The sequence below is a fragment of the Catenuloplanes niger genome, from assembly GCF_031458255.1.
Taxonomy (GTDB): domain Bacteria; phylum Actinomycetota; class Actinomycetes; order Mycobacteriales; family Micromonosporaceae; genus Catenuloplanes; species Catenuloplanes niger.
Genome location: NZ_JAVDYC010000001.1, coordinates 7,143,154 through 7,164,020, shown reverse-complemented (window position 1 = coordinate 7,164,020; position 20,867 = coordinate 7,143,154). Strand labels below are relative to the sequence as shown.

Sequence of the window (20,867 nt, the reverse complement as noted above, 5' to 3'; positions counted from 1 at the left end):
GCCGCCTAAGCATGATCGGACTTGTAACATTCTACTGAGTGCGGGAGCCGATGAACGCCGATTGGCCGCTGTCCGCCGACATGCTCCACCTCAACCACGGCTCGTTCGGCGCGGTCCCGCGCTTCGCGCTGGAGGTCCAGGCGGCGCTGCGCGCGGAGATGGAGTCCGCCCCGGTCCGCTGGTTCGCCGGCCTGCCGCGCCGGCTCGCGGCCGCGCGCACCGAGATCGCCCGGTTCCTGCGCACCGCGCCGGACACGCTCGCGCTGGTGCCGAACGCGAGCGCCGGGGTCAGCGCGGTCCTGGCCGGACTGCCGTTCCCGCACGGCGGCGAGATCATCGTGACCGACCACGGGTACGGCGCCGTGGTGATGGGCGCGGAACGCCTGGCCCGCCGCCGTCGCGGCACGGTCCGCACCGTGCACGTGCCGCTGGACGCGGGCCCGGACGAGGCGGCCGCCGCGGTGCTCGGCGCGATCACCGCCCGCACCGCGCTGATCGTGGTCGACCACCTCACCTCGCCGACCGCCCGGTTCCTGCCGGTGGACCTGATCGGCCGCGCCGCCCGGGAGCGCGGGATCCCGTTCCTGGTGGACGCGGCGCACGTACCCGCACTGCTGGGGGATCCCCTCGCGGGCCTGGATTGCGACGCCTGGGTCGGCAACCTGCACAAGTTCGGCTGTGCGCCGCGCAGCACCGGCGTGCTGGTCGCGCGCGGCCCGCACACGCGGGCGCTGCACCCGCTGGTCGACTCGTGGGGCGCGCCGCTGCCGTACCCGGAGCGCTTCGACGTCCAGGGCACGCTGGACGTGACCGCGACGCTGGCCGCACCCGCGACGCTGACCGGGATCGAGGCGCGGTGGGGCTGGTCCACGATCCGGTCCCGGGCCACGGAGCTGGCCGGCGCGGGCGCCGCGGTGGTCGCGGCGGCCTTCACCGCGATCACCGGCGAGGATCACGCGGTCCCGGTCGGCATGCCGGCCGGGCCGATGCGCCTGGTCCGGCTGCCCGGCACGCTCGGCACCGGCCCGGGCGCACCGGACGCGCTGCGCGCCCGGACCCTGGACGAGCTGGCCGCGGAGTGCGCGTTCGGCCAGTTCGGCGGCGTGGGCTACCTGAGGTTGTCCGCCCACGCCTACAGCACGCTCGCCGACTTCGAGGAGTTCGCCGAGCGCTGTGTGCCGGCCCTGGCCCGCCGGCGCTGACCGGCCCGGTCCGCGCCCCGCCCCGCCACGGGATCGCCGGCGGCGTGGCGGGAACGTCAGGTGAGGCGGAGCAGGACCGGGATCAGGCCGGCCAGCCAGACCGCGGCGGTCGCGGCCAGCAGCCGGCCGGCCAGGCGATGGTGGCGGCGCGGCGTGGCGGAGACCGAACCGTTGAGCACGGTCCAGGTCGCGCCGCCGCTGAGCGCCAGGGCACAGCAGAGATAGACCAACATGATGCCGTGATTCCCGGCCACGTGAACCGGTGGTGACGGCCGGGTCAATTCGCGACCGTCACCGCGACACGCACGGTGCGTGGGTCGGCGAGGCAGCGCAGCAGCGCGTCCGCGAGGTCGGCGCGGGCGATCCGGTTGCCGCCGCGGACGTTGCGGCCCAGCTCGGTGCGGTAGCGGCCGGTGTGCGCGCCGTTCGTGAGCATCGGCGGGCGGACGATCGTCCAGTCCAGCTCGGTCGCCGCGACCAGGTCCTCCATCCGCCGCATGTCCGCGTACGCATGGGCGAGCACGCGCTTCAGGATCGGCTTCACCACGTACCGCGTGAGGGGTCCGTCCCGGTCGTCGACGTGCATGCCGCTGTTGCTGACCACGGCCAGGCGGCGCACGCCGGCGCGGCGCATCGCGGTGACGATCGCGGCCGCGCTGTCCGCGCACACGGTGGTCGGCGCGCGGCCGTCGCGCGGGCCGATCGCGGATATGACCGCGTCCCGTCCGGAGACGGCGCCGCCGATCGCGTCCGGATCCATCGCGTTCGCGGTGACGACGGTCAGGCCGGGCAGGCCCGCGGGCAGGCGGGCCGGGTCGCGGACCACGGCGGTGACGTCGTGCCCGGCGGCGCACGCGCGCCGCAGCACCTGGACGCCGGTGCCACCGGTCGCGCCGAGGACGGCCAGTTTCATGGCGACTCCCTAGTTAGTAAGTACTCACTAACCACTATGGTCAGTGAACACTCACCCCCGCGTCAAGGAGCAGAATTCGTGAGCACGCGCGACCGCATCGTCACCGCCGCCGCCGGCGTCATCCGGGACCGCGGGCTGGCCCGCGCCACCACGAAGGAGATCGCGCTGGCCGCCGGGCTGTCCGAGGCCGCGCTCTACAAGCACTTCCGCGACAAGACCGACATCTTCCTGGCGGTGCTCGGCGAGCGCGGCCCGACCACGCTGGTCGCGCTCCTCGGCGGGCTGCCCGGCCGGGTCGGCGCGGAGCCGGTGGCGGACGTGCTGCGCGAGGTCGTGCTCGCGGCCGTCGACTTCTACGAGCACGGTTTCCCGATGGCCGGCTCGCTCTTCTCCGACCCGGCGCTGTTCGCGGCGCACCGGGCCCGGCTGCGCGAGCGCGACTCCGGCCCGCAGGTCCCGCTCGCGGCGCTGGCCGCCTATCTGGAGGCGGAACGGGAGCTCGGCCGGGTGCGCGCCGACGCCGACCCGGCGGCCGGGGCCGCGTTGCTGCTCGGCGCCGCGTTCCAGCGCGCGTTCCTCGGCAACTTCACCGACCCCGGCGACCCGGAGGCGTTCGCCGCCACGCTCGTCGACACGCTGACGGCCGGTCTGCGCCCGTGAGCGATCCGTGTTCCCCCAACAAGGGTCGTGCTCCTCGGCCGCGCTCTTCCTGGCCTGACGGACGACGATATCGACTGGCGTACATGGAGGCGCGGCATGCGGAGAACACGAGGGCCGGCGGGCGCGGCGGTCGCGGTACTACTGGCCTCGGTGGCCATGACCGGCACCGCGCACGCGGCGGGGCCGGCAGCGGAACCGATCATCGACCCGGACCGGCAGTACGCGGACTTTCTGGCGACCCGGGGGGCGGACGGCAGCTGGGCGGGCGCGCCCGATCCGGGCGGCAAGGCGAAGAGCCCGGTCACGTCGCTGAGCACCCATCCCAAGCTCGCCGTCCGTGCCGGGCTCGGCGCGTCGCCGGTGGTCACCGGCGACGCGCCGGCAACGGTGGTGAACGTCGACGGCACGAAGGTGGAGATCTTCCTGCCGGCGCCGGGCGTCACGGCGGAGCGGCTGGCGGCGTCCCTGCGCGCGCACGGGCGCCCGCACACGCGGGCGATCGCGCCGGGCCGGGCCGCGCCGGCGGGCCCGAACGACTGCGCCTACGGCCAGGCCCGCACGCTGTACGAATGCCGGTATCCGGTGTCGTTCTGGCAGAACAACGGGCACGAGGATCCGATCGTGCGGTTCAACGACCACTCCGGCGCGAGTTGGCCGGTGTCGAACGCGGTGTCCAAGTGGAACCAGGTGCCGAACATCGACAGCTGGTACTACTGGAACCAGTGCCCGTTCATGGCCGGCGCGCGCTGTGTCGACGTGCTCTCCGGCAACTACGGTCCCGGCGACCAGGACGGCGCGTGGATCGGCAAGGTGACCTTCCGGTGGACCACCGGCGCGGGCGGCCCGCTGCCGGAGCAGGGCACCATGCTGCAGCTCAACGACTACCACGACCCGAAGACCGGCGGCTTCACCCGGAACATGGTGACCACCCATGAGATCGGGCACGTGCTCGGGCTCGGGCACAACCTCTACAGCGGCGACGTCATGGCCGCAGCCGCGCACAAGCGGGAGGACATCGGCGGCGAGAACGCGACGCTGCTCGCCAACCTCTACTCGATCACCCGCTGAACGGCGCGCGTGGTACCGGTCGCCGGACCGCCGGTACCACGCGCGCGATTCTAGATCCGTCCTCTTCGGAGGGACAGGATTGATCTCGGTCATCGCGTCCGTGAGGATCTCTTCCGGACCGCGACACAGCCTTTGGGGGCGGGATGACCGACGTCTTCACCGATCCGGACAGATACACCGACATGGCCGCCTGGCACCGCGAGGTCGCGGAGCTGCGCACCCGCGCGCCGATCCACCGGGTGACCGCGGACGGGTTCGACCCGTTCTGGGCGGTCGTCGGGCACGCCGAGGTGCTGGAGATCGAGCGCCGGCCGGAGCTCTTCCCGAACGCGGCGCAGCCGTGGGTGATGAGCCGGACCGACCTGGACGCGCAGCGGGCGGCCGGACCGGCGCCGCGCACGCTGATCCACATGAACGGTGACGAGCACGCCGCGTACCGCCGCCTCGGCAACGACTGGTTCCGGCCGGCCAGCCTGGCCGCGCTGCAGGTGCGCCTGGACGAGCTGGCCGGTGCGGCGCTCGACCGGATGTCCATGATGGACGGGCGCTGCGACTTCGCGGCCGACGTCGCGCAGCCGTACCCGCTGAAGGTGATCCTGGAGTTGATGGGCCTGCCGGAGGCGGAGTATCCGCGGGTCATCGCGCTGACCCAGGACTTCTTCGCCCGGGACGGCGACGCCGCGGCGCTTCAGAACCTGTTCGGGTACATGCTCGCGCTGACCGCGGCCCGGCGGGAGAACCCGACCGGCGACCTGGCCAGCGCGGTCTCGAACGGCACGATCGACGGCGCGCCGATCGGTGACGTGGAGGCGGTCAGCTATCACATGATGGTGGCGACCTCCGGCTACGAGTCCACCGCGAAGGCGCTGACCGGCGGCATGTGGGCGCTGGCCACGAACCCGGAGCAGCTGGTCCGGCTGCGGCGCAACCCCGACCTGATCGACGGCGCGGTCGACGAGATGATCCGCTACTCCGCACCGGTGCGGCACATGATGCGTACCGCGGCCGCGGACACCCGGGTCGGCGGCGTGGACATCGCGGCCGGCGACTGGCTGCTGCTGTCCTTCGTGGGCGCGAACCGCGACCCGAAGAAGTTCCCCGACCCGGACGCGTTCGACGTCGCCCGCCCGAACGCGGCGAACCATCTGGCGTTCGGTTTCGGCCCGCACCACTGCATGGGCGCGGCGCTGGCCCGGATGGAGATGCGCACGCTGTTTCGCCGGCTGCTGCCCCGGCTGGAGTACGTCACGCTGGACGGCGAGCCCGCGCTGACCGACACCACGTTCATCGGCGGCCTGCGCACGCTGCCGATCCGCTACCGGCTGGCCGGCTGAGGTCGTCCCGTCCCGTGCCGCCGGCCACCCGCCCGGCCCTCGTGTGAGGGCCGGGCGGTGCACCCCCCGGTGTCAGTGGCCCAGGCGGTCCACGACCGCGGCGGCCGCGTCCGCCAGCAGCGCGTTGTCGTACTTCGCGTCCGCGGTGTCGCGGGTGGACAGCACCGCGAGCACGATCGGCGCGCCGGCCGGTGGCCAGAGGACCGCGATGTCGTTGCGCGTGCCGTACCCGCCGGAGCCGGTCTTGTCGCCGACCACCCAGCCGGCCGGCACGCCCGCACGGATCGTCTCCGCGCCGGTGGTGTTCGCCCGCAGCCACGCGGTGAGCCGCTCCCGGTCGCTGCGGCACAGCTCGCCGCCGAGCGCGTAGGCGCGCAGGTCGGTGGCGAGCGCGCGGGGCGTGCTGGTGTCCCGCCGGTCACCCGGGATCGCGGTGTTCAGCTCGGTCTCGATCCGGTCGACCGAGGTGGTGCGGTCGCCGATCGCGCGCAGCGCCCGCTCCAGGCCGTCCGGGCCGCCCAGCTCGCGGAAGAGCAGGTTGCCGGCCGTGTTGTCGCTGACCGTGATCGCGGCCTCGGCGATCGCGGCGAGCGTCATGCCCTCGTCCACGTGCAGCTCGGTGACCGGCGAGTAGTCGACCAGGTCCGCGGCCGTGTACCGGACCACCCGCCGCAGCTCCGCGTCCGTGGTGCGGTCCAGCACCGCGGCCGCGGCCAGCGCCTTGAACGTGGACGCGTACGCGAACCGTTCGTCCGGCCGGAACGTGACGGTCCGGCCGGTGCCGGTGTCCACCGCGTAGACGCCGAGGCGCGCGTCGTACTCCTGCTCCAGCCGCTGGTAGACGCCGGTCGCGGACGCCGTCGCCGGCGTCAGCGCGACCACCGCGACCGCCGCGGTCACGATCTTCAGGATCTGCACACCCAACCCCTTTTCGTGGGTACGAAACGGACTGCTCGACCCTGACAGAGCACTTCCATGCTGTCGAAGACGAATTCGGCGTGTCCCATGCGGATCTGGCATAGTGACCGGTCATGGACCTCCTGGCGGCCAGCCGTGCGTTCGTGGCCGTGGCCCGGCACGGCAGCTTCACGGTCGGCGCGGCCGCGCTGCGCATCCCGCAGTCCGTCGCGTCCCGGCGGGTCTCCGCGCTGGAGGAGCACCTCGGCGGCACGCTGCTGGACCGGTCGTCGCGCGCGGTCACGCTGACCCCGTTCGGCGCCGGGCTGCTGCCGGCCGCGCAGCGCCTGATCCGGCTCGCCGACACGCTCGAGCACGACGCGGAACGCGCCCGCCGCCGCCCGTTCCGGCTCGCCGTGCCCGCGATCTGCCCACCGGCCGCGCTGGCCCGCCTGGTCGCCGCGGCCCGCGCGCACGACCTGCACCTGGACCTGTCCACGGGCTCGCGGGCCGACGGCGCCGACGGGGCCGCGGTGATCGCCGTGCCGCCGGACGTCGGGGTGTGGGTGGTGCCGCTGGGCCTGGCCTCGGTCGCCGGCCCGGTCGCGCACGTCGACAGTCTCCGGCCGGCGAAGGCCGACGCCGGGAGCACCGGACGGCGACTGTGGATCCAGCCGGAGGACGACGTCCCGCACGTACGCGACCGGGTGATCCGGACCGGTGCCGCGACCGGCCTGCGCCCGGCGCAGATCGTGCTGGCCGGCTCGCTGGTCGAGGCCGCCGCCGAGGCCCTGGCCGGCGCCGACCTGCTGCTCTGCTCCGCCGCGCAGGCCGCGGACCTGGGCCTGCCCTGGGCACCCGCGGCCGACCTGGAGGTGGCGCGCGGCTACGACGTGACGGCCGGGCCGCGCGCGGAGCTGACGCTGCTCCGCACGGTGCTGCGCGTACCGGTGGGCCACTGTCTGGGGGCCGGCCGGTGAGCACCGCACGGGTGTTCCGCGCGGCGCGTGCGGCGCTCGACGACGCCGGGCTGCGCGGCGGCTTCCTGGTCCGCGACCTGCGCACCGGCGAGGAGCTGGGAATCGAGCCGGACGCGGTGTTCCCGGCCGCGTCGCTGGTCAAGGTGCCGCTCGCGGTCGCGGTGCTGGAGGCGGCCGGGCGCGGCGAGCTCGACCTCGCGGCGCCGGTGACGGTGCCGCCGGACCGAGTGGAGGCGCCGGGACCGCCGGGCCTGATGAAGTTCCGGCACCCGGCCACGATCGCGGTCGAGGACCTGCTCTACCAGGCGGTGGCGATCAGCGACGGCGCCGCCGCGGACGCGCTCTTCGCGCTGGTCCCGCCGGCCCGGGTGACGGCGGAACTGCGCCGGCTCGGGCTGGACGGGATCGCGGTCCGGCACCGGATCCGCGACCTGTCCGAGACACCGGCGGAACAGCTGGCACCGCCGCTCGCGCACGCGCTGGCGATCGGCGCCGCCACGTCCGGGCAGGGACACCTGATCCCGCAGCTGGACGTGAGCCGGACGAACGCCGGATCCGCCCGCGCGTTCGCGGGCCTGCTGGAAGCACTGTGGACGCCGGCCGCGATCACGCCGGCCACCGCCGCGCGCGTGCGCGAGCTGCTCGGCGACACCGTGCACCGCCAGCGCCTCGCGCCGGACCTGGCCTCGGACGCGTCCCGCTGGTCGTCGAAGACCGGCACGGTGCTGACCATGCGGCACGAGATGGGCGTGGTCGAGCACGCGGACGGCGCGGTCTTCGCGATCGTGGCGCTCACCGAGTCGCGGGTCCCGGCCGTGGTGCAGCCGGCCGCCGAGGCCGCGATGGGCCGCGTCGCCCGGCTGCTGCGCGACCTGCTGCGCGCGGAGGGCGCGGCCGGCGGCCGAGGCGTGTGCTGACCGGTCCCGGACCTCCGACACCGCGGTGCACCCACACCGCCCTATCGATCACCATAGTGGTACCGGCAGGAGAGGATCTCCAGCTCACCACGGGCATCCAGGACGCGGTACACGAGACGGTGCTCGTCGTTGATGCGCCGCGAGGCCCAGCCGGACAGGTCACCCCGGAGGAGCTCCGGCTTACCGATGCCGCCGTCGTCTCCGCACCGGACGTCCCGGATCAGTGCGTTGATCCGCCTGAGAATCCTGCGATCGCCGGTCTGCCAGGAGACGTACTCGTCCCATGCGCTGGGGTGCCAGACGAGTTTCACGCGGGTACCTCACCGCCCGGGATCGACCAGATCACCGCCGACGCGGGCTCCTGCCTCCATATCCGCCGCACGGCGGCGCAACTCGCGGCCGTTGGCCCCACGGGACAGGTATTCCGTCTCACGCCACGCGTCATAATCGCTCTTCAACATGACGACCATCGGTTCATGACCGCTCCGCGTGACGACCAGATCCTCGGCATCGTTCTCGATGGAGTCCAGCACATTCGCGAGGTTGGCGCGCAGGTCGGATGCGCTGATCACCTTCATGAGCCCCCCTACCGTTGTACGTAATAAAGTACAACGGTAGGGGGCCTCCGACCAGCGGGTTCAGGCTTACGCCGTGCGGCGGAGTATCGCCAGGAACATCGCGTCGGTGCCGTGGCGGTGCGGCCAGAGCTGCACGGTCGGGCCGGAGCCGAGGCCGGGCATGCCGGCGGGCATCAGCGGGCGGGCGTCGACGAAGTCGATCGGCAGCTTGGAACGGCGAGCCGCCTCGGTCACCGTCACCTGCGTCTCCACCACGTGCGGGGAGCAGGTCACGTAGGCCACGACGCCACCGGGCCGGACCGCCTTCAGCGCCGCGACCAGCAGCTCGCGCTGGAGGCTGGTGAGCGGCGGCAGGTCCGTGGGCTGACGGCGCCAGCGGGACTCGGGACGCCGGCGCAGCGAGCCGAGGCCGGTGCACGGCGCGTCGACCAGCACCCGGTCGAACGAGGCGGCCGGCAGCTCGCCGGTGCCGGCGGTGCGGCCGTCCGCGACGATCGTGGTGACCGGCAGGCCGCGGGTGGCGTTCGCGACCAGGCGGGCACGGTGCTCCGCGACCTCGACCGCGGTGACCCGCGCGCCGCGCTCGGCCGCGAGCGCGCCGAGCAGGCCGGCCTTGCCGCCCGGGCCGGCGCACAGGTCCAGCCAGCTGGCGTCCGTACCCTCGATCGGGGCCTGGGAAAGGGCCGTGGCGACCAGCTGGGAACCCTCGTCCTGGACGTGCACCCGCCCCTCGGCCAGCGCGGACAGGTCACCGGGGGACCCGCCGGGCAGGTAGACCGCGTACGGCGAGAACGCGCCGGGCGCGCCGCCCAGCTCGTCGGCGAGCGTGACCGCGTCGGCGCGGCCGGGCCGGGCGCACAGGTGCACCGGCGGGCGCTCGTTGTCCTCGGCGAGCGCGCGGGCGGTCTCGGCCATGTCACCGCCGAGCGACTCGGCGAACGCGCGGACGATCCACGGCGGGTGCGCGTGCGTGACCGAGAGGTTCCCGACCGGGTCCTCGTCCCGGTTCGGCGCGACCTCGGCGATCCACTCGTCCCAGTTCTTCGTGGTGATCTGGCGCAGCACCGCGTTGGCGAAGCCGACCGCGCCGGGCGCGACGGAGCGGACCAGGTCGACCGTGGTGGCGACCGCGGCGTGCGCGGGCACCCGGGTGTGCAGCAGCTGGTAGGCGCCGAGCCGCATCGCGTCGCGGGCCGGCGGGTCGATCCGCTCGACGTCGCGGCCCGCGGCCTCCTTGATGATCAGGTCGAGCGTGCCGACCAGGCGCAGCGTGCCGTAGGTCAGCTCGGTCGCGAACGCGGCGTCCCGGCCGAACAGCCGCATCTCCGTCAGGATCTGCGGCAGGACCAGGTTCGCGTACGCGTCGTCGCGGTGCACGGCCGCGACCGCCTCGTAGGCGGCCTGCCGGGCCGGGTCGGACGGCGGCCGGCCACCGCGCGGGGCACGACCGCCGCCGTGCGAGTCCCGGTCCCGGCCACGACCGTCGCCGGGACCGTCGGAGCGCCGCGGCCGGCCCGCGTTGTGCGGCCGGTCCGCCTGGTGCCGGGCGCCGTCGGCGGAACCGGGACCGGTCGTGTCGGGCTCGGGCCGGCGCCGCACGTAGGACGACCCGAAACCGGACTTGCCGCCGGTGCGCGGGTGCGAACCCGAATCGCCGGACCTCTGCTCAGGACTGCTCATGCCGGATTTGCCTTTCCGCTGCGGATTCGCCGTACCCGGCGCTGAGCCCATGGTTCGCTGGCACGCTCGCTCACGTGAACGACTCCCCCGTCTCGACCCGGACGCCGCGCGCCCAGTCGGTGGCCGGCATCGGCTTCTTGCCGGCCGCGCGTACCTCACCCAGTGCGACCGGAGTGGTCGCGGTCCCGGCCAGCACGCGCCTGCGCTCGACCAGCAGGTCGCCGGGCTCGAGCGGCGGCCCGTCCGGCACCGGCACGACCGGCCCGAGTTTCACCCGCTCCTCGCGGAACGTGGTCCACGCACCCGGCGCGGGCGTGCACGCCCGGATCCGCCGGTCCACCGCGAACGCCGGGTCGGTCCACCGGACCTGCGCGTCCTCGACGGTGATCTTCGGAGCGAGCGAGACGCCGTCGGCCGGCTGGGCCTCGGCCCGCGCGGTGCCGGCCTCGATCGCGTCCAGCACCGCGACCAGCAGCCCGGCGCCGGACTCGGCGAGCCGGTCCAGCAGGTCACCGGAGGTGTCGGTGGGGCGGATCTCGTCGGTCAGCGTGCCGAACACCGGGCCGGTGTCCAGGCCGGCCTCCAGCTGGAACACGCTGGCGCCGGTCACCTCGTCGCCGTGCAGCACCGCGTGCTGCACGGGCGCGGCGCCGCGCCACGCGGGCAGCAGCGAGAAGTGCAGGTTGATCCAGCCGTGCTTCGGGATCTCCAGCGCGGCCGGCGGGACCAGCGCGCCGTACGCCACCACCGGCACGCAGTCGGGCGCCAGCGACCGCAGCCGCTCCAGGAACTCGGGCTCCCGGGGCCGGGCCGGCGTCAGCACCTCGATGCCGTGCTCGTCCGCCCAGGCCCCGGCGGGCGACCGGACCAGCCGGCGGCCGCGCCCGGAGGGGGCGTCCGGCCGGGTGACGACGGCCAGGATCTCGTGGTCCGAACGCCGCAGGGCCTCGAGCGCCGGCAGGGTGACCGCGGGCGTGCCCGCGAAGACGATGCGCACCGGTTACCGCCCCAGCCCGAACGGGTTCGCGTGCGGGCTGACCTTCACGGTGGGCGGCTTGTCCCGGTCGTACCAGTCGGCCTGGCGGATCTCCCGCATCGCGGCCTTGCGCGCGTCCGGGTCCAGCTTGTCCAGGAACAGCACGCCGTCCAGGTGGTCGGTCTCGTGCTGCACGCAGCGCGCCATCAGCCCGGTGCCGACGATCTGCAGCGGGTCGCCGTACTCGTTGAAGCCCTTGGCCACCACGTTGAGCCGCCGCTTGGTGTCGTAGTAGAGCCCCGGGATGGACAGGCAGCCCTCCGGCCCGTCCTGCTCCTCGGCGTCGGGAAACTCCAGCACCGGGTTGACCAGGTGACCGACCACGTCGTCGACGTCGAACGCGAAGACCCGCAGGCCCACGCCGAGCTGCGGCGCGGCCAGCCCGGCGCCGCCCGCCTCCTGCATCGTCTCGGTCAGGTCCGCGACGAGCTTGCGCAGCTCTTTGTCGAAGTCGACGACGGCCTCGGCCGGTGAGCGCAGCACCGGATCCCCGAAGAGTCGGATGGGCTGGACGGTCACGCTGCGCACTCCTTGCTCACTGCAAAACCACGGGTTGGACAGTCCAGTCTACGGAGTCACCCGATCGTGACCGGCAGCGCGGAGTAGCCCCGCAGCACCAGCCGGTCCCGGCGGACCTCCGGCCCGTCCTGCGCGAGCGCGGGCAGCATGGTGACCAGCATCGGCAGCGCGACCTGCGCCTCCAGCCGGGCCAGTGGCGCGCCGAGGCAGTAGTGCGCGCCGCCGCCGAACGACACCGGCGCGACGTTCTCCCGGTCCGGGTCGAAGCGGTGCGGGTCGGCGTACCGTTCCGGGTCGCGGTTGGCGGCGCCGAGCAGCATGTTGATCGACTCACCGGCCGCGATCCGCACGCCGCCGAACTCGACGGGCTCGGCCGCGAGCCGGCTCGTCATCTGCACCGGTGAGTCGTACCGCAGGATCTCCTCCACGTAGGCGGGGGCGAGCCCGGGGTCGGCGCGCAGCCGGGCCGCGTGCTCCGGCCGGTCCATCAGCATCTTGACGCCGGTGCCGAGCAGGTTGGTGGTGGTCTCGAAGCCCGCGATGAGCAGCAGGATCAGGTTGGCCAGCAGCTCCTCCGCGGTGAGGTCGCCGTTGGCGGCGAGCGCGCTGGTCAGGTCCTCCTGCGGGGTGCGGCGGCGCTCCGCGATCAGGCCGACGAAGTAGTCCTCCACCGCGCGCCCGGCCACGTCCGCGAGCCGCATCTCCCGCTCCGTGCTGATCGGCTCAAGCACCACGGTGAGGTCCGCGACCCGCTCCCGGAACCAGGGCCGGTCCGCGGCCGGCACGCCGAGCAGCGCGCAGATCACCGAGATCGGAAGCGGGTACGCGAACGCGCCGATGAAGTCCGCCTTCGCCGGCATCGACGTGATCAGCTCCTCGCACAGCGCCGCGATGACGTCGCGCATCGCGGCGACCCGCCGGGCGGTGAACGTGGCCGCCGCCGCGCGGCGCACCCGCGAGTGGTCCGGCGGATTGGTCTGCAGCATGGACAGCACGAACGAGGCGACGCCGCGGTTCTGCCGCCAGTCGGGCCAGAACGTGTCGTAGTCCGCCGCGTCCAGGATGCGCATGGACGGGTGACGCAGCACCTGGTTGGTCACCGTGTGTGAGGTCACCCACCAGCGCCCATCGGCCGCGAAAACGGGCGCGTGCGCACGCAGCACGTCGTAAGCCGGGTACGGATCGTTACGACCCTCGGGCAGGAACAGTGACGCCAATGCGCTCTGGTAATCCATCGGCCCCCGAAACCTCCTCAATAGACCAGTGACCCCGACCTATCATGCCTGGTGAAGGCCACCACAATGACGCGCGTCATACACCTTCGACCCTTACCCTGAGCGACCATGAACTTGATCAACATTTACCGGTACGCAGTTCAGGGGATCATCGGCGCCGGTACGGTGTCCATGGCCCTCGCGTTCGCCGGCGCGCCCGCCCGGGCGGACGACACATATGTGACCACGCCCACACTCACCGGCTGGGCCGCGCTGCCGCCGGAGACCTATGTGGCCGGCAGCCGGGCGTCCGGCGGTGCGCTCGGCAGCACGCCGGTGCACGGGATACCCGTACCGTTCCCGAACCAGCCGGTGCAGGGGTTCTCCGGTGGCCTGCACAACAAGGACGGTACCTATGACGTGCTCTCCGACAACGGCTACGGCACCACCGCGAACAGCGCCGACTTCCTGCTGCGCGTGCACCGGATCGCACCGGACGTCGGCACCGGCGCGATCGACGTGGTCGGCGGCTTCTACCTGACCGACCCGGACGGGCACGTGCCGTGGGAGCTGACCCGCGCGGACCGCGCGCTGACCGGTGCCGACTTCGACCCGGAGTCGATCGCGCGGGACGGCGCCGGCGGCTACTGGATCGGTGACGAGTTCGGCCCGTACCTGCTGCACGTCGACGAGGCCGGCCGGCTGCTCGCGCCGCCGGTCCCGATGCCCGGCGTCACCTCGCCGGAGTCCGCGGACCGCACCGGCGTGAAGGCCAACCTGGACACCAGCAAGGGCGTCGAGGGTCTGGCCGCGTCGCCCGACGGCCGCTTCCTCTACCCGCTGCTGGAGGGCCCGGTCGCCGGTGACGGCGCACGTGACCTGCGGTTCAGCGAGTTCGACACGCGTACCGGGGCGTACACCGGCAAGCGCTGGACGTACCGGCTGGACCGGGCCGGCATGGTGGTCAGCGACGTGGTCGCGCTGGACGCGGACCGCTTCCTGGTGATCGAGCACGACGGCTTCCTGGGCGAGCACGCCGAGACCAAGCGGATCTACGTCGCGGACCGCCGCGACCGCAACCGCGACGGCGCGATGGACAAGACCGTGGTCACGAACCTGATGAACCTGGCGAACCCGGAGCAGATCGCCGGGTTCCGGGTCACGTTCACGTTCCCGCTGCAGCCGGAGGGCCTGATCGTGCTGGACGACCGCACGATCGTGGTGCTGAACGACAACAACTTCCCCGGCTCGGCCGGCCGCTACCACGGCGTCGCCGACTACAGCGAGTTCATCACGATCCGCCTCCCCGGCCTCCTGGAGATCGACCCGCGCGTCCTCCGCTGACCGGTGCGTGCCCGGTGACGGCCACCGGGATGTCGGCCGTCATTCACCGGCGGCGCCTACGTTGAGCCGTCATGGGAAAGATCACGACCAACGGGTACGCCGTGCGCGCGGTCGCCGGCGCCGGCGTACTCGCCCTGACTCTGGCTCTCGCCGGCGCGCCGACCCAGGCGCACGGTGACAAGGTCACGACGCCGACGCTCACCGGCTGGGCGTCACTGCCGGCGCTGACGTTCGTGCCCGGCAGCGAGCCGGCCGGTGCCGCGCTCGGCACCGCGCCGGTCAACGGCATCGCCGCCCCCTGGGCCGACCAGCCGGTGCAGGGCTTCTCCGGCGTGCTGCGCAACGCGGACGGCAGCTTCGACGTGCTGTCCGACAACGGCTTCGGCACCCAGGCCAACAGCGCCGACTTCCTGCTGCGCATCCAGCGGATCGCGCCGGTCTTCGGCACCGGCGAGGTGGACGTGCTGGGTGGCATCAACCTGACCGACCCGGACGGGCACGTCGCCTGGGACCTGGTCCGGGACGACCGGGTGCTGACCGGCGCCGACTTCGACGTCGAGTCGATCGTCCGGGACGCCGACGGCGGCTACTGGATCGGGGAGGAGTTCGGGCCGTACCTGCTGCACTTCGACCGGACCGGCAAGCTGCTCTCCGCCCCGGTCCCGCTGCCCGGCGTCGTCGCGCCGGAGACCGCGGCGCGCACCGGCGGCAGCGCCAACCTCGGCTCGAGCAAGGGCTTCGAGGGGCTGGCCATGTCGCCCGACGGGCGTTACCTCTACTCGCTGCTGGAGGGCACCGTCACCGGCGACCCGGCGGCCACGCTGCGCTTCAACGAGTTCGACGTCCGCCGGGGCGCGTACACCGGGAAGCACCTCAGCTACCGGCTGGACGCGGCGAACCTGGCGATCGGGGACGCGATCTCGGTGGACGCGAACCGCTTCCTGGTGATCGAGCGCGACGGCGGCCAGGGCGCCACCGCCGTGATCAAGAAGATCTACCTGGCCGACAAGCGGGATCGCGACCGGGACGGCGTGCTGGACAAGACGCTGCTGGTGGACCTGATGAACGTGGCGAACCCGAAGCGCATCGCCGGTTTCGGCACCACGTTCACGTTCCCGTTCCAGACGATCGAAGACGTGATCATCCTGGACGACCGGACGATCGGCGTGCTGAACGACAACAACTTCCCGGGCTCGGCCGGCCGCGCCGCGGGCGTCGCCGACAACAACGAGTTCATCACCATCCGCCTGCCGCGGTCGCTGGACGCGGACAAGCGCGTCCTCGCGCGGCGCTGAAGCATCACCTCCGAGGGGTAAGGGCCCCGGCGTCACCCGTGGGTGCCGCCGGGGCCCTTCGTCACCACCCACGACTCCGGCCGGGAGGCGCCCACGGCCGGCGCCCGCGCCGCGCACGCCGGGCGGCACCGCGCCGGAGCCGGGAACACGGGCTTCGATCGGGGCTCGGTCTTCCCAGCACCTGGACTCCGGCATGATCGGCGGGTGACGGTCTACGGGCGGAAGTGGAACTTCCGGCGGCACGAGCCGGTCTATCCGATCTCCGCCTCGGCGGCCGCCGCCCGGGACGCGCGCGGCGACCACTACGCCGTGGCGCTGCCCGGTCCCGACCGGCCCGGCGCGGTCATCGAGATCGCCTGGCGGCAGGACCACGCCGGCGTCTGGTTCCTCGACGACCGGGGCCGGCAGACGCTGCTGTACGAGTTCCGCCGGACCGACGACCGCCTGTTCCTGCACTCCGTGACGGAGTGGGACTACGGCGACCAGGACAGCGCCACCCGGGTCTGCGAGCGGCGCTTCCGCGAGGACGGCCAGGTGCGCCGGATCGTCACCGACGACGACGCGCCGGAGCACGTCACCGAGGACGAGTGGGAGGCGGACGTCGCCGCGCACTGGGAGCCGGTCCCGCGCTTCGGCGACTGGGCGTCCCTGGCCCGCCGGGACCGCCGCTGATCGTCCCTCCGGGTGGAGTTACCGCGTTCTCCCCGCACCCCGCCGGCCACGGTGCCAGTCTGACCCGGCACGGGTGCACGCGAACGGGGGCCGATGATGGAACGCAGGAGTCTTCTGACCGGAGTGGCCGCGGCCGGCCTGGTGATCGGGCTGCCCGGCCCGGCGACGGCCGCACCGGCCCGGCCGGTGCTGGAGTACGGCTTCGACGGCGGTTTCGTGCCGCCGGGCTGGACCGCGCTGCGGCCCCCGACGCTGGTCGTCTACCGGGACGGCACCGCGATCGCGGACGCGGCCCGCCGGTGGTGGCTGCGCGACGCCGGCCGGCTGGTCCGCCACGCCGTCGCGGTCGTCCGTGACCCGGCCAACGGCAAGGCCACGCTCGACCCGGACGACCCGCAGGTCGCCGACGACGTGGACACCTACGTCGAGGCCGGCGGCCGCCGGCTCACCGCCTACGCGCTGGAGACCTACCGCGAGTACGGCGCCTACCCGGCAGCGACCTACGCGCTCCGCGACGCCCTGGAGAAGGCCACCACCCGGGTACGCATGCACGGCGACCACTTCCGGCCCGCCGCGATCAAGCTGGTCGCGGTCCCGCTGGACACCACCGAGAGCGAGATCCGCCCCTGGCCCCGGCAGGTCGTCCCACCGTCGTTCACCGGCAGGGACGAGTGGCAGTCCGTCATCCACCTGCACGGCCCCGCCGCCCGTGCCGCCGTGCGCGCCCTGCCGCGCGACGACCTCGCCGACTGGACCGTCTACCGCCTCCCCACCGGGCGCCTGGCCGTCGTCTCCTGGCGTCACCTCCTCCCGCACGAACGCGCCGCCTGATCGGGCCGCGCGATTCGGGGCGCTCAGAACCGGGCGGGCCGCGCCGATGAAGGGTGCGTGGGGACGAAGCGGGGCTGGCTGTGGTGGCCGGTGTGCGGGGTGCTCGCCTGTCTGGTCTACGTCCTGCTGCCGGACGGGCGGTTCTCGGCCGTGCTGTCCGCGGTGGTCGGGCTCGCGTCGGTGGTGCTGCTGATCGCCGGTGTGCGGCGGAAGGCGGCGGCGCACCGGGGACCGTGGTGGGTCTTCGCGGCCGGGCTGGTGGCCTGGGTGGCCGGGGACGAGTTCTACGCCTACGACGCGATCGTCGGCGGCACGCACCCGTACCCGTCGTGGGCGGACGCGGCCTACCTCAGCGCGTACCCCCTGTTCGTGGTGGCGATCTTCCGGCTGACGCGGGAACGGCGGCTGCGCGAGCCGGCCGCGTTGATCGACACGGCGATGATCGCGACCGGGCTGGGCCTGGTCTACTGGGTCTTCGTGATCGGGCCGATCGTCCGGGACGACACGACGCCGATACTGGTCCGCGCGGTGACCGCGGCGTACCCGACCGCGGGTGTGCTGTTGTTCGCGGTGGTCGGCCCGCTGCTGATCCGGCCGGGGCGGCGCAGCCCGAGCGTCTGGCTGCTGACGCTGGGCAGCACGGCCGCGCTGGCCGGCAACGTCGGCTACACGCTGCTGCCGGGCGTCCACCCGCTGCTGGACCGGGCCGTCTTCGGCGTGTTCCTGTTCTCCTACTGCTGCTTCGCGGGCGCGGCGCTGCACCCGTCGAGCGACTCCCCGGTCGCCCGCCGGCAGCCGCCGCACGACGGCTGGCAGCGGATCGCGATGCTGACCGCGTCCACGCTGCTGGTCCCGGCCGTGCTGTTCGCCGAGGCGAAGCGCGGCACCGAGCACGTCGACATCGGGGCGATCGGCGTCGGCGCGGTCATCCTGTTCGCGCTGATGCTGGCCCGGCTGTCCGGTTTCTTCGCGACCGTGCAGCGACAGTCCGAACAGCTGGAGCAGCTGGCGATGGCGGACGAGCTGACCGGGCTGGCGAATCGGCGGCTGTTCGAGCAGGATCTGACCGCGGCGCTGCGGGACGGCCTGGTGCAGGTCGCGGTGCTGGACCTGAACGGGTTCAAGGAGGTCAACGACACGTTCGGGCACGCCGCCGGCGACCAGCTGCTGAGCGTGGTGGCGCAGCGGCTGCGCGAGGCGGTCCGGGACGACGACGTGGTGGCGCGGATGGGCGGTGACGAGTTCGCGGTGCTGGTCCGCGAGGTGTCGCCGGCAGCGATGTCCGCGATCGCGGAGCGGATCGGCGCGTCGCTGCGCCGCCCGGTCGACGCGAACGGCCAGCAGCTGCTGGTCAGCGCGAGCGTGGGCACGGCCGGCAACGAGACCGGCGAGGAGATCGACTCGGACGAGATGCTGCGCCGCGCGGACGCCGCCATGTACGCGGCCAAGCGCGCCGGCGGCGGACGGCACCTGCGCTACACCGCGGACCTGGACGCGCAGGCCACGGTGCGGGCACGGGCCGGCGCGGACCTGCGGACCGCGCTCGAGGGCGGCCAGTTCCACCTGGTCTACCAGCCGATCGTGGAACTGCCGGAGGGCCGGATCGTCTCGGTGGAGGCGCTGGTCCGGTGGACGCACCCGGAGCGCGGGTTCGTCAGCCCGGCCGAGTTCGTGCCGATCGCGGAGGAGACCGGCCTGATCGTGGAGCTGGGCGAGTGGATCCTCCGCCAGGCGTGCGCGCAGGCGGTGACCTGGTTCGCCGAGTACGGTGCCGCCGCACCGCAGCGGATCAGCGTGAACGTCTCCGCCCGCCAGCTGGCCGAACCCGGGTTCGCCGGCCTGGTCGTCGCGGTGCTGTCCGAGACCGGGCTGCGACCGGAACAGCTGGTGGTGGAGCTGACCGAGACCGCGGTCTTCGACGGCGGTCAGGCGCTGCGCACGGTGGAGGCGCTGCACCGCCGCGGGGTGCGGATCGCGCTCGACGACTTCGGCACCGGTCACTCGTCGCTGACGCTGCTGCAGACCGTGCCGGTGGACGTGCTGAAGGTGGACAAGTCGTTCGTCGACAAGGTCACCATGGCCGGCCGGCACGCCGTGATCGCGACCGCGCTGATCCAGGTCAGCGACGGCCTCGGCCTGCAGGCGGTGGCGGAGGGCGTGGAGACGGCGGAACAGGCGGACGAGCTGTACCGGCTCGGCTACCGGCTGGCGCAGGGCTACCACTTCGGCAAGCCGGTGCCGCAGCCGGTGTTCGTACCGGACGCGGCGTACTCCGCCCGGCCGTGACCCGTACGGCCGGGCGGAGTACGCGGACGGTGCTCAGGCGGCGGCGACGGCCTCGCGCGGTGCGGGCGTCGCGTCGCCGGACGGGATCGCGGTGGCCCGCGCGTACTGCTCCTCGTCGAGCAGGCCCTCGCGCTTGGCCACGATCGTCGGGACCAGGGCCTGGCCGGCCACGTTCACCGCGGTGCGGCCCATGTCCAGGATCGGGTCGATCGCCAGCAGCAGGCCGACGCCGGCCAGCGGCAGGCCGAGCGTGGAGAGCGTCAGCGTGAGCATCACGGTCGCGCCGGTGGTGCCCGCGGTGGCGGCCGAGCCGAGCACCGAGACCAGCACGATCAGCAGGTAGTCCGGGACGCTGAGCGAGATGCCGAAGAACTGCGCCACGAAGATCGCGGCCAGCGCCGGGTAGATCGCGGCGCAACCGTCCATCTTGGTGGTGGCGCCGAGCGGGATCGCGAAGCTGGCGTACGAGCGCGGCACGCCCAGCCGCTCGGTGACCTGCTCGGTGACCGGCAGCGTGCCGAGCGAGCTGCGCGAGACGAAGGCCAGCTGGAGCGCCGGCCAGGTGGTGGCGAACCAGCGGCGCACGGACAGCCCGTGCACCTTCAGCAGCACCGGGTAGACCACGAGGACGACCAGCGCCAGGCCCAGGTAGACCGCGCCGGTGAAGACACCGAGCGAGCCGATCGCGTCCCAGCCGTAGCTGGCGACCGCGTTGCCGAGCAGGCCGACCGTGCCGATCGGGGCGAGCCGGATGACCCACCACAGCACGGTCTGCACCACGGACAGCGCGGACTGGTTGAACGCCAGGAACGGCTCGGCCTTCTCGCCGGTCTTCAGCGCCGCGATGCCGATCGCGATCGCGATCACCACGAGCTGCAGCACGTTGAACGACAGGCTGACGCCGCCGGAGCTGCTGGTGCTGGCGGACAGGCCGAGGATGTTGCTGGGGATCAGCCCGGTGAGGAACGCCCACCAGTCGCCGACCCGGCTCGGCTCCTCTGCCAGCTCCTCGCCGACCGAGGTGTGGTTGCCGGGCTGCAGGAGCACGCCGAGGCCGATGCCGATCACGACGGCGATCAGCGCGGTGATCGCGAACCAGAGCAGCGTCTGACCGGCGAGCCGGGCCGCGCCGGTCACGCCGCGCAGGTTCGCGATGCTGGCGATGATCGCGGTGACCACCAGCGGCACCACCAGCACGCGCAGCAGCGTGACGAACGAGCTGCCGACGGTGTCCAGCGTGCTGGTCAGCCAGTTCGGGCTGCCGTCGTCGACCGGCCCGAGCTGCCGGGCGACCAGCCCGAGGACCACGCCGAGCACCAGGCCGGCCAATATCTGCGCGGAGAACGGGATCTTTCGGATACGCGCGAACACGGGAACTCCAGGGGAAAAGGGGTGTCTGTCCGGACGGAAGGCTCAGCGAGCCGGACAGAGAGCGCTGGAG

The 20,867-nt window shown here is 73.4% G+C and carries 21 protein-coding genes; 11 read left to right on the top strand and 10 right to left on the bottom strand.

From position 1 onward, the window contains the following. Positions 1–50 precede the first annotated feature (50 nt). Complete coding sequence (locus J2S44_RS31245; protein ID WP_310421181.1) at positions 51–1,202, top strand: aminotransferase class V-fold PLP-dependent enzyme; 1,152 nt, start codon at positions 51–53, stop codon at positions 1,200–1,202. Between the two features lie 56 nt (positions 1,203–1,258). Here J2S44_RS31245 and J2S44_RS31240 read toward each other — a convergent pair whose 3' ends face one another. Together J2S44_RS31240 and J2S44_RS31235 are read right to left on the bottom strand one after the other, a co-directional pair. Further along, positions 1,259–1,435, bottom strand: coding sequence for a hypothetical protein (locus tag J2S44_RS31240; protein WP_310421179.1), 177 nt, complete (start codon positions 1,433–1,435; stop codon positions 1,259–1,261). A 44-nt stretch (positions 1,436–1,479) separates the two neighbouring features. Further along, complete coding sequence (locus tag J2S44_RS31235; protein WP_310421177.1) at positions 1,480–2,115, bottom strand: NAD(P)-dependent oxidoreductase; 636 nt, start codon at positions 2,113–2,115, stop codon at positions 1,480–1,482. A gap of 78 nt (positions 2,116–2,193) precedes the next feature. Here J2S44_RS31235 and J2S44_RS31230 point away from each other — a divergent pair, with 78 nt between their 5' ends. The 3 genes from J2S44_RS31230 (at position 2,194) to J2S44_RS31220 (ending at position 5,177) form a co-directional block, all read left to right on the top strand. After that, positions 2,194–2,775: a TetR/AcrR family transcriptional regulator gene (locus tag J2S44_RS31230; RefSeq protein ID WP_310421175.1), complete on the top strand. Its 582-nt coding sequence runs from the start codon at positions 2,194–2,196 to the stop codon at positions 2,773–2,775. A 96-nt stretch (positions 2,776–2,871) separates the two neighbouring features. Continuing rightward, positions 2,872–3,843, top strand: a complete 972-nt coding sequence (locus J2S44_RS31225; RefSeq protein ID WP_310421173.1) for a matrixin family metalloprotease — start codon at positions 2,872–2,874, stop codon at positions 3,841–3,843. Between the two features lie 143 nt (positions 3,844–3,986). Beyond that, positions 3,987–5,177: a cytochrome P450 gene (locus tag J2S44_RS31220; RefSeq protein ID WP_310421171.1), complete on the top strand. Its 1,191-nt coding sequence runs from the start codon at positions 3,987–3,989 to the stop codon at positions 5,175–5,177. A 72-nt stretch (positions 5,178–5,249) separates the two neighbouring features. On the opposite strand, the gene bla is transcribed toward J2S44_RS31220, so the two are convergent. Next, on the bottom strand, positions 5,250–6,095 hold the full coding sequence (gene bla, locus J2S44_RS31215) for a class A beta-lactamase (RefSeq protein ID WP_310421170.1): 846 nt from the start codon (positions 6,093–6,095) through the stop codon (positions 5,250–5,252). 113 nt (positions 6,096–6,208) lie between these two features. Here bla and J2S44_RS31210 point away from each other — a divergent pair, with 113 nt between their 5' ends. Both J2S44_RS31210 and J2S44_RS31205 read left to right on the top strand, forming a co-directional pair. Beyond that, positions 6,209–7,054 carry a LysR family transcriptional regulator gene (locus tag J2S44_RS31210; RefSeq protein WP_310421168.1) on the top strand — a complete coding sequence of 282 codons (846 nt, stop codon included), beginning with the start codon at positions 6,209–6,211 and terminating at the stop codon, positions 7,052–7,054. Next, entirely contained in the window at positions 7,051–7,971 is a 921-nt protein-coding gene (locus J2S44_RS31205) for a serine hydrolase (RefSeq protein WP_310421166.1), read from the top strand. Before J2S44_RS31210 ends, J2S44_RS31205 begins: the two co-directional genes overlap by 4 nt. 41 nt (positions 7,972–8,012) lie before the next feature. On the opposite strand, the gene J2S44_RS31200 is transcribed toward J2S44_RS31205, so the two are convergent. The 6 genes from J2S44_RS31200 to J2S44_RS31175 all read right to left on the bottom strand — a co-directional run bounded on the left by J2S44_RS31200 (position 8,013) and on the right by J2S44_RS31175 (position 13,019). Next, positions 8,013–8,282 carry a Txe/YoeB family addiction module toxin gene (locus J2S44_RS31200; RefSeq protein WP_310421164.1) on the bottom strand — a complete coding sequence of 90 codons (270 nt, stop codon included), beginning with the start codon at positions 8,280–8,282 and terminating at the stop codon, positions 8,013–8,015. 9 nt (positions 8,283–8,291) lie between these two features. Next, positions 8,292–8,549 (bottom strand): type II toxin-antitoxin system Phd/YefM family antitoxin, encoded by a 258-nt coding sequence (locus J2S44_RS31195; RefSeq protein ID WP_310421162.1) that lies wholly within the window; start codon positions 8,547–8,549, stop codon positions 8,292–8,294. A 66-nt stretch (positions 8,550–8,615) separates the two neighbouring features. Then, complete coding sequence (locus tag J2S44_RS31190) at positions 8,616–10,229, bottom strand: RsmB/NOP family class I SAM-dependent RNA methyltransferase (protein ID WP_310421160.1); 1,614 nt, start codon at positions 10,227–10,229, stop codon at positions 8,616–8,618. A 70-nt stretch (positions 10,230–10,299) separates the two neighbouring features. After that, the gene (gene fmt, locus J2S44_RS31185) at positions 10,300–11,226 is read right to left on the bottom strand and encodes a methionyl-tRNA formyltransferase (protein WP_310421158.1); all 927 of its coding nucleotides are present in this window, start codon (positions 11,224–11,226) and stop codon (positions 10,300–10,302) included. Positions 11,227–11,229: 3 nt separating this feature from the next. Beyond that, positions 11,230–11,784, bottom strand: a complete 555-nt coding sequence (gene def, locus J2S44_RS31180; protein WP_310421156.1) for a peptide deformylase — start codon at positions 11,782–11,784, stop codon at positions 11,230–11,232. A gap of 56 nt (positions 11,785–11,840) precedes the next feature. Beyond that, the gene (locus J2S44_RS31175) at positions 11,841–13,019 is read right to left on the bottom strand and encodes a cytochrome P450 (protein WP_310421154.1); all 1,179 of its coding nucleotides are present in this window, start codon (positions 13,017–13,019) and stop codon (positions 11,841–11,843) included. 108 nt (positions 13,020–13,127) lie between these two features. On the opposite strand from J2S44_RS31175, the gene J2S44_RS31170 reads away from it, so the two are divergent. From J2S44_RS31170 to J2S44_RS31150, 5 genes are all read left to right on the top strand, one after another. Continuing rightward, positions 13,128–14,342 (top strand): esterase-like activity of phytase family protein, encoded by a 1,215-nt coding sequence (locus J2S44_RS31170; RefSeq protein ID WP_310421152.1) that lies wholly within the window; start codon positions 13,128–13,130, stop codon positions 14,340–14,342. Positions 14,343–14,413: 71 nt separating this feature from the next. Continuing rightward, on the top strand, positions 14,414–15,637 hold the full coding sequence (locus J2S44_RS31165; RefSeq protein WP_310421150.1) for an esterase-like activity of phytase family protein: 1,224 nt from the start codon (positions 14,414–14,416) through the stop codon (positions 15,635–15,637). A gap of 204 nt (positions 15,638–15,841) precedes the next feature. Then, positions 15,842–16,309 (top strand): hypothetical protein, encoded by a 468-nt coding sequence (locus tag J2S44_RS31160; RefSeq protein ID WP_310421148.1) that lies wholly within the window; start codon positions 15,842–15,844, stop codon positions 16,307–16,309. Positions 16,310–16,402: 93 nt separating this feature from the next. Continuing rightward, on the top strand, positions 16,403–17,140 hold the full coding sequence (locus J2S44_RS31155) for a hypothetical protein (protein ID WP_310421146.1): 738 nt from the start codon (positions 16,403–16,405) through the stop codon (positions 17,138–17,140). A 57-nt stretch (positions 17,141–17,197) separates the two neighbouring features. Then, the gene (locus J2S44_RS31150) at positions 17,198–19,426 is read left to right on the top strand and encodes a putative bifunctional diguanylate cyclase/phosphodiesterase (RefSeq protein ID WP_310421144.1); all 2,229 of its coding nucleotides are present in this window, start codon (positions 17,198–17,200) and stop codon (positions 19,424–19,426) included. Between the two features lie 33 nt (positions 19,427–19,459). Here the strand turns inward: J2S44_RS31150 and J2S44_RS31145 are convergent, their stop codons facing one another. Further along, positions 19,460–20,785 (bottom strand): dicarboxylate/amino acid:cation symporter, encoded by a 1,326-nt coding sequence (locus J2S44_RS31145; RefSeq protein ID WP_310430008.1) that lies wholly within the window; start codon positions 20,783–20,785, stop codon positions 19,460–19,462. Between the last annotated feature and the right edge of the window lie 82 nt (positions 20,786–20,867).